Origin of the sequence: Flavobacterium sp. ACAM 123 (assembly GCF_000264055.1) — a bacterium.
In the GTDB taxonomy this organism is placed as follows: domain Bacteria; phylum Bacteroidota; class Bacteroidia; order Flavobacteriales; family Flavobacteriaceae; genus Flavobacterium.
This window is the reverse complement of record NZ_AJXL01000127.1, coordinates 1-8935: the sequence shown is the minus strand read 5'-3', so window position 1 is coordinate 8935 and position 8935 is coordinate 1. Positions and strand designations below refer to the sequence as shown.

Sequence of the window (8935 nt, the reverse complement as noted above, 5' to 3'; positions counted from 1 at the left end):
AAGTAAATCTTCTACTTCTGATACGGGATTTTTTACACAAAAAAGTCGTTATAACAAAAAGTTTATCGAAATTTGCTAATTCAGTCTCACTAACAAATTTCCAAAATGACTCTAAATATAGAAACTCCAGCGTTATTGTTTTCTGCCACCTCACTGATTTTATTGGCTTACACAAATCGGTTTTTGACTATCGCTTCCATAGTTAGGGGATTGAAAAAAACGTATGATGAAAAAGAAAGTAAAACCATATTACTCGAAATTAAAAACCTCAACTTACGATTGACGCTTATCCGTTACATGCAACTTTTTGGCGTGTGTTGTTTGTTTCTTTCGGTTTTCGCGATGTTGCTGCTTTTTCTCGATTTACAACTAATCAGCCTCTATTTTTTTGGATTGAGTTTACTTAGTTTACTGACTTCTTTAGGTTTGTCTTTTTGGGAAATCAGCATTTCAGTAAATGCTTTACGACTGCATTTGAGTGGCCTGATGGACAATAATCTTTAGACTAAAAGCCCTCGCGCTTTCACTTTATATAACTAAGGTCGGTGCCCAAACACAATTATTCAACCCGTATAGCTGTACTACTATCTGATTTAAAAAAGTAGGAAGCAGAGCAACAAAAAAAGCCTATTGGTTCAAAATCCCGCTATCTTCTTTTTTATCTTTATTCAATAAATTTGGGTCTTTCTTTAGCCATCTTGTTTTTTGTTGGAATCTTGTAATTTAGGCTAAAGCCAAATTTTCTCGTGTCCATTTTATTACTAATTAGCAGGGTTGTTTGGTAGGAATTAAAAGCATTTTCATTCGTATTCAAAACATCATCCGCATAGATTGAAAGTGTTAATTGGTCTTTTAAGAACTTTTTTGAAAAACTTAAATCCAAAGCATTCCTGAAAGGCTTAACAGCAATGAAATAAAAATAATTCCCTTTTGGAATAATGTAATTATAATTAGCCACAAATTTTATCTCTTTTGGCAATACGATTTGTGACATAAAATTAAACATCCAAAAACCATTAGTATCTACATCAGGAATTTGATGGTATTGATATCCCGCATACACATATAAGAAGTTCATCGTATCCGGATTCACATTCATTTTCATAGTTTCTTTTAGTCCTTCGGTAAACAACATATAAGGTATTGGCATACCAACACTAAAGTTATGAATCTTTATCTCCGGAATATTCTCATTCGTATTGATTACCACGTCATTATTAAGCGTAACTCTATTAATAACCTGGTTCTTAGCCGAGCTGATGTTATAATTGATAAAAGCATAATCATAAGCACTTAACTTAACTTCATAATTATCAAAAAGAGTCGGTTGCAAGTTTGGGTTACCGGAGTAATCAATATTTGGATTCTGATAATTAGTGTTGTTTGGATTCAAGGCTGATGTACTTGGTAGCGTTATCTTTTTATTGTAATTGACATTAAAATTAATCGAATTGTTAAAATTATACTGCGCACTTGCATTAGGAAAAAAGCGAAATTGCTTGAATGCCGTTAATTCAGCCGTGTCAGTGTTACCCGTAATATTATAGTCTTCAGCTCGACCACCAACAATAAAGTTCATTTTATCAAACTTAGATTGCAACTCGATGTAAGATGCTGCCGTTCTACGTTTATAATCTAAATTTATGTTTCCTTTGCTTGCTGCTTCAAAAAGTAACTCTTCATACAAACTACCAAAACTTAATTTCCCTTCATCAGAAAATTTAATTGGTTGGGAATAATCAAACTTAAAATTATATACGTTTTGGTTTGATGAATTCGCTAAAGTCAGCGATGAATTACCAACTGGACTTAATTCGAAATCATTTGTATTGTTATTATAATTAAATTTAAACTCTAATTTTTTGGATGTATTTCCAAACTTTTTCTGGTAGGTTACAACTGCATCTTGTCTTAAGCTAGTATTTACTGAGGCATCATTAGTACTAAAACTGGGTCCATTGCCCAAGGTATAGCTGTCATTATTATTTTGAGTTAAATCATAATTCAATAACAATCGGTCTTTACCTATATCAATTGTTGCTGCTGATTTTATGAAGTTATTTCTTCCTATGCGATCCGCATCTGTTCTTGACAGTAATGACATCATACCGTTTTCTTCTTTTTCAAGAGAAGTCCAGATGGCGCTTTCTCTATAATTCTGACCTACATTTAATTGCCAACCAAAATACTTATTTTTAGCACTCAACAAGAGGCTGTTGTTCATTCTCCAGCGTACAGCATCATAACTGGTAAAACTCGTACTGTTAGTATAGGTGGCACTCAAGTAATTCTTAGCATTCTTGTTCGTAATGATATTCAAAATCGCTCCACCAGAAGTCGCGGGAAACTCAGCACCTGGCTGAGTGATAATTTCGATTTTCTCAATCGCATTGGCAGGCATCCCTTCTAAAAAGGCATTCAGCTCAGCGGTAGAAATATTAAGCGGTCTGCCGTCCATAAAAACGTCTAGTTGTTTTCCTTGATACATCATTCCCGCAATATCTGAGGCAATTAAACCCGGTAATTTTTTTATTCCTTCTAACACAGAACCTGTGTTTAAACTAGGTTGGTCTGCAAAATTAAAAATGGTTCGATCTGCTTTTTGCTCTACCGCTTTTTTGGTTTTTATGATAGCCACTTCATCTAACTCTGTTGTTTTTTCGGGTGTTTTTTCAAGAGTAGTTTGAGCAGAAAGCTTACAAAAACTCGCGATAGTCATCAAAGCAATCAAATATATTTTTTTCATGTTTATTTTGTGAGATATTCCATGAGTCAACCATATCGATTAGATGTTACAGCTTTATCAAAAAAAGTTCAACTAATAAAAACCAACGAACATTAGATCTAAAACACCTAAAAAAGGCCTACATGTTAATTTACTTCAATAAATACAAGCACACTATGGTCTCTACAGTTCGTTTTTCCGAACAAGAAAAACAACAACAGCAACACTACAGAAACACAATTTTCTTGTTGTGGAATCCTTCAGAGTTTCTTTTGATAATACTGTTCTTGATTTTTGAAATGACCTCCAAAAAATGATTGAGGAATTATAATCCTATAGTAAACGACTTATTTTAAAAAATAATGACTCCTCCAAAGTTACGTTGCACTTGAAAGCGTACCTTTGCCCCTCAAAAAAATAAAGAATGTCGAATAATAACGTTTTAAAAGGAGTATTTCTAGTTGCCTTTGGCGCAACTAGTTATGGTATGCTTGCCACTTTTGTAAAAATGGCCTACAACGAAGGATACACCACGGCAGAAGTGACTACCTCACAATTTGTGTTAGGGATAATAGGAATATTACTTATTAATTTGTTTCAAAAAACAAAAAACAAAAATACAGCGTTAAAGGCGTCAAAACAGAACATATTTCAACTGATGCTGGCAGGAACTTCATTAGGAATGACTAGTATTTTCTATTATTTAGCCGTAAAATATATTCCTGTTTCTATTGGAATTGTATTGTTGATGCAAACCGTTTGGATGGGAGTGTTACTCGAAATGATTTTAGAAAAGAAGCTTCCTTCCACCCAAAAAGTGGTTTCGGTAATTATCGTACTTTTCGGGACCGTTTTAGCTACAAATTTAATTCAAAATGAAATTCCACTTGACTGGCACGGCATTATGTGGGGTATGCTGGCGGCGGCATCTTTTACCACCACTATGTTTACTGCAAATCGTGTAGCAACCAATATTTCTTCTGCACAGCGTAGTTTATATATGCTTCTGGGTGGCGCAATAATCGTATTTTCATTTTCGATAGCAACTCAAGTCACACCATTTAACTTTGATATTTTTCTAAAATGGGGAATCATTCTTGCTTTATTTGGAACTATTATTCCACCAATGCTTATGAATGCCGGTTTCCCACTAACAGGAATTGGTTTAGGAAGTATTGTCTCTGCATTAGAACTTCCCGTTTCTGTAACGATGGCTTTTGTATTATTAAACGAAGATGTAAAACCATTTCAATGGCTTGGAATTGTTCTTATTATTATTGCTATTGTAATCATGAATGTGAAGTTTAAACGCAAACTATTATAACGGTAAACTTTAGTTGACAAAAATAGTATATTCATGCACCTCATCCTTAACTTTAACTCTATGAATTTTCCTTGGCATTTATACTTAATGGCTTTTATTTATATACTAGCAGGAATAAATCATTTTAGAAGCCCTAGAATGTATCAAAAAATTATCCCTCCTTTTTTTCCTAATCCAAAATTAGTAAATACCCTAAGCGGAATTGCTGAAATTATCCTGGGCATGGCATTAGTTATACCGGTATTATCTACCTATGCTGCTTGGGGAATTATCGCTCTGTTAATTGCCGTTTTTCCAACTCATATCTATATGTACCAAGTTGAAAAGGCAAGAATGGGCCTTCCTCCATGGGTCTTATTATTACGCATGCCCTTACAATTGGGTTTGATCTTCTGGGCCTATCAATATTCATAATGAATAAAATCATATTAATCAATAATTAACTGGTATCTAGGTAATTATATCTAAAAATTTAGTATTTTTGATATAAAAAATAGTGTCATGAATGAAATTATTAATTATTTTTCTACTATTCCATCAGCACACAGGAGCTTAATTTTGGTAAGTGGAATCACTATTTTTTGGTTGATTGAGAATGCCTACCCTCTTTTTAACTTTGATTACAAGAAATGGCATCATGCCGGTATTAACATATTTCTCACATTAACCACTATTGTTATCAATTTCTTATTGGCTTTCGTTTTATTAAAAACGGCTGATTGGACGGTTGCGAATCATTTTGGAATTCTTCAATGGCTTCCTGTAGTACCATTATGGTTGTATGTATTAATAGGGTTGTTGTTATTAGATTTAATCGGAGCTTATCTTGTACACTTTGTAGAACACAAAACTAAATTGCTGTGGCGATTTCACCTGATACACCATACCGATACTTGGGTGGACACTACATCTGCCAATAGGCATCATCCCGGCGAAAGCATTATTCGATTTACATTCACGACTTTGGGCGTTTTAATTGTTGGGAGTCCTATGTGGTTGGTATTACTATACCAAACGCTATCAGTGATTGCAACTCAATTTAACCATGCCAACATTACATTACCAAAAAAATGGGACACTCTTATGAGTTATTTAATTGTGTCTCCTGACATGCATAAAGTGCACCATCATTATAAATTACCTTACACAGACAGTAATTACGGAAATATATTCTCCGTTTGGGACCGTCTTTTCGGAACATTCAGAACCCTTCCTAAAGAAGAAATTGTATATGGCATTGACAGCCATATGAAAACAGAAGATCACAATGAATTGAAGAATTTGTTGAAAATTCCTTTTCAAAAACAACGTTCATTGGAAAAGAATTACACTCCATAAAAAAAATTGATTTTATGGTTATAAGTAATTATATTTGTCTTAATATTGTTCTATCTAATTTAGAATCAATTATTAATCATTAAAAACAAACTGAATTAATTTTCACATGATGAAAAAGAGTAACCGCAAAGAATTAAACTGGGAACAAACAGAAAAACTTGTTACATTGGCCTTAGAAGAAAAAATCCTTTTGAAATTATTAAAAAAGAATTTGGTCTGGTCGAAAAAGAAGTTTTGGAAATTATGAAAAAGAAGATGCCGGCAGAGAAATTTGAAATGTGGAAAAAGAAAGCTACTGCAAATAAACCAAAGCCAAAACCCATTAAAATTGATCATTTTGATGAAGACTTGGATGGTAAATATTATATCAAAAATAAATTGGATTAACCAATTAAAAAACACTCTTCTTAAGGGTGTTTTTTTTTACAAAAACTTATAATTCTCTTTCACAACTTATTCCCTGCTTGTATCCTGTAACATATTTACATTTTGACTGTCTAATTACAAAACTCAAGAAAAAATGAAAAAAATAATTTTTGCATTTGCATTTACATCGGTCCTTTGGAGTTGCAAGACTTCGAGTTCAGTGACAAGCGCAACAACAAAACAGCAGATTCAAGTTGCAATTAACCTGAACGAAATAAAGAACGATCAAGTACTGGTAACAGTAAACGCTCCATCTATCACTACAGATGAAATCACCTACCATATTCCTAAAACAGTTCCAGGAACCTACTCAGAGGACAATTACGGAAGGTATATCGACGATTTAAAGGCTTATGATGCAAAGGGAACTCTTTTGGTCGTAAAAAAAATTGATGTAAATTCTTGGTCTATTTCAAAAGCTAAAACCCTAGACAAAATCACTTATTTAGTGAATGATTCATTTGACACGGAAAAAGGAACAAAATTTGGCGATGAAGATATTTTTTCACCTGCAGGATCAAACATCGATGCCGGCAAAAATATAATGTTAAACACGCATTGTTTTGTGGGTTACTTTAGCAACTTTATGTCTATACCTTATAAGGTCACGATTACACACCCGGCAACACTTTGGGGAAGTACTTCAATGACCGACTTGGATGCAAGCAATACAGCCGATACTTTTATCACTGCTCGTTATGCAGAATTGGTAGAAAACCCAATTATGTATTCAAAACCGGATTACACGACATTTACAGTTGACGGGATGGAAATCCTTATTAGCGTTTATTCTCCTTCTGGAAAAGTTACTGCTGAAAGTATCGCTCCGGAGATGAAAACCATGATGACGGCACAAAAAACCTTTTTAGGAAAAATAAATGCTACTAAAAAATACAGCGTTTTATTGTATCTCTCCACCATGGAGGAAAATGATGCAAAAGGTTTTGGAGCGTTAGAGCACCCTAAAGCCACGACAGTTGTTTTACCAGAGGTAATGCCAAAAGAGGAATTAGTAAAATCGATGATGGATGTAGTTTCCCATGAATTTTTCCATATCGTTACGCCACTTAGCATTCACTCTAAAGAAATACAATATTTTGATTATAATAATCCAAAAATGTCAGAACATCTATGGATGTACGAAGGCGTTACCGAATATTTCGCTAATCTTTTCCAAATCAACCAAGGCTTAATCACTGAAGAGGATTTTTACAATCGGCTTTCAGACCAAATGGAACGTGCGGATGCAATGAACGACACCATGTCTTTTACCACAATGAGTGCCAATGTCTTAAAACAACCCTACAAAGACCAATACATCAACGTATATCAAAAAGGATCATTGATAGGAATGTGTTTGGACATTATTATCAGAGAAAAAAGCAACGGGGAAAGAGGTATTCTTGATTTGATGCAAAAACTTTCTAACGAATACGGTGTTTCAAAACCATTTAACGACAACGAACTTTTTGCTAAAATCACGGCTTTAACCTACCCAGAAGTGGGCGCATTTTTAGCAACTTATGTGGCCGGTACCACTCCGATTCCTTACGAAACTTATTTTGCAAAAGTAGGCGTAACACAATCGACCGTAAAATCTCCTGGAAATGTATTCCTAAAAGGACAAGTACCTTACATAACCGTAAATCCACAGACAAAAGAAATCGTAGTTATTCCCAATATGGAATTAAACGATTTTTATACTGCCTTAGGTCTTAAAGGAGGTGATATTATAATGGCTATAAATGAGAAACCCTATTCTCTGGACAATATCTACGATATGATTAGTGAAAGTCAGGCGTGGAAAGAAAACGACGGAATTACCGTTAAAATAAAACGAGATGGAGCAGAACAAATTCTTAAAGGACAAGTACAACTTCCTTATGAAGAAAAAGAAGCCCTTAACGCAACCGACGCGACTAAAAAGACTTTACGAGAAGCCTGGTTAAGAGGTTAAAACTAAAAATCAAACAAGAAATTCCAATTTAGAAATAGATTGGGGTTTTTTTTGTGAAATTCACGCAATATAGCGACTCAACTTTCCAACAATTTTCTTTATTTTGCAGCAAAATAATTAACCAATGAAAAAATCACTTCTTGCATTTGTTTCGCTTTTGCTTTTGGCCTCCTGTGCTAAAAATGAGTCAAAAACAAACTTACACATTACCGGAAATATTAAAGGGCTAAAAACAGGCACCTTATATATTCAACGAGTAGTTGATAGCGCTCTTGTCGCCATAGACACCATTACAATTGACGGCAGCTCTGCGTTTGAGAGCGATATCGATTTAAAGTCACCTGAAATGCTTTATCTGTTCCTGGACAGAGGAGTTAGCAATTCATTAGACAACAATTTATTGTTTTTTGCTGAGCCGGGAACCATGAATATAGAAACGAACTTGGACGCTTACCTTTCGGCAGCTAAAATAACAGGATCAAAAAATCAAGAATTATATGAGGAGTATAAAAAAATTAGTTCCCGTTTTAGAGATGACAACTTAAACTTACTTGAACAAAAATTCAATGCTATAAAAAGCAACAACACGAAAGCAGTCGACAGCCTAAGCGTTAAACAAGATTCTAATACAAAAAGAAGGTATTTATATGCTACCAATTTTGCTATTAACAATAAGGATTACGAAGTAGCTCCATACATCACTTTATCTGATATCTATGACATCAATCTTAAATACCTAGATACTATTCAAAAATCGATGACTCCAAAAGTAGCAACGGGTCTTTACGGAAAGAAACTGACTGAATATGTAGTCAAGGTAAGAACACTAGAACAAAACGATTAGAGCTCCTGTTTCTACGTATTCTTAAAATATTTAAAAAACGCCCCAATTGTATTGAGGCGTTTTTTTTGTATAGTGAACCTATTTTTATCTACTATATCATACCGATTGTATCTTCAATATAGTCCAATTGCATCCAACTATTTTCATATTACATCGACATTACACCAAAACAATTTGGACTACAACATCAATTCGTTGGGTAGTCCAACAAAAAACCACCTAACAAAAGTTAGATGGTTTTACAATGAGCCGGCGGAGGGACTCGAACCCACGACCTGCTGATTACAAATCAGCTGCTCTAGCCAACTGAGCTACGCTGGC

The 8935-nt window shown here is 34.2% G+C and carries 6 protein-coding genes, 1 tRNA gene and 2 pseudogenes; 7 read left to right on the top strand and 2 right to left on the bottom strand.

Translation table 11 applies throughout. The features are described from left to right. Positions 1 to 105 precede the first annotated feature (105 nt). Positions 106 to 504, top strand: a complete 399-nt coding sequence (locus A3SG_RS0116200; protein ID WP_016991053.1) for a DUF2721 domain-containing protein — start codon at positions 106 to 108, stop codon at positions 502 to 504. A gap of 123 nt (positions 505 to 627) precedes the next feature. Here A3SG_RS0116200 and A3SG_RS20160 read toward each other — a convergent pair. Beyond that, positions 628 to 2746: pseudogene (locus A3SG_RS20160) on the bottom strand (TonB-dependent receptor domain-containing protein). 403 nt (positions 2747 to 3149) lie between these two features. Between A3SG_RS20160 and A3SG_RS0116190 the strand changes: the two are divergent. The 6 genes and pseudogenes from A3SG_RS0116190 to A3SG_RS0116165 all read left to right on the top strand — a co-directional run bounded on the left by A3SG_RS0116190 (position 3150) and on the right by A3SG_RS0116165 (position 8614). Further along, the gene (locus A3SG_RS0116190) at positions 3150 to 4049 is read left to right on the top strand and encodes an EamA family transporter (RefSeq protein ID WP_016991051.1); all 900 of its coding nucleotides are present in this window, start codon (positions 3150 to 3152) and stop codon (positions 4047 to 4049) included. 60 nt (positions 4050 to 4109) lie between these two features. After that, positions 4110 to 4463 (top strand): DoxX family membrane protein, encoded by a 354-nt coding sequence (locus A3SG_RS0116185; RefSeq protein WP_029596865.1) that lies wholly within the window; start codon positions 4110 to 4112, stop codon positions 4461 to 4463. 87 nt (positions 4464 to 4550) lie between these two features. Next, the gene (locus A3SG_RS0116180; RefSeq protein WP_016991049.1) at positions 4551 to 5387 is read left to right on the top strand and encodes a sterol desaturase family protein; all 837 of its coding nucleotides are present in this window, start codon (positions 4551 to 4553) and stop codon (positions 5385 to 5387) included. Between the two features lie 109 nt (positions 5388 to 5496). After that, positions 5497 to 5774, top strand: a pseudogene (locus A3SG_RS23005) (DUF2805 domain-containing protein). 133 nt (positions 5775 to 5907) lie between these two features. Further along, the gene (locus A3SG_RS0116170) at positions 5908 to 7770 is read left to right on the top strand and encodes a peptidase M61 (protein WP_016991048.1); all 1863 of its coding nucleotides are present in this window, start codon (positions 5908 to 5910) and stop codon (positions 7768 to 7770) included. Positions 7771 to 7894: 124 nt separating this feature from the next. Further along, positions 7895 to 8614, top strand: coding sequence for a DUF4369 domain-containing protein (locus A3SG_RS0116165; protein ID WP_016991047.1), 720 nt, complete (start codon positions 7895 to 7897; stop codon positions 8612 to 8614). Positions 8615 to 8861: 247 nt separating this feature from the next. Here A3SG_RS0116165 and A3SG_RS0116160 read toward each other — a convergent pair. Beyond that, positions 8862 to 8935: transfer RNA gene (locus tag A3SG_RS0116160), tRNA-Thr, on the bottom strand.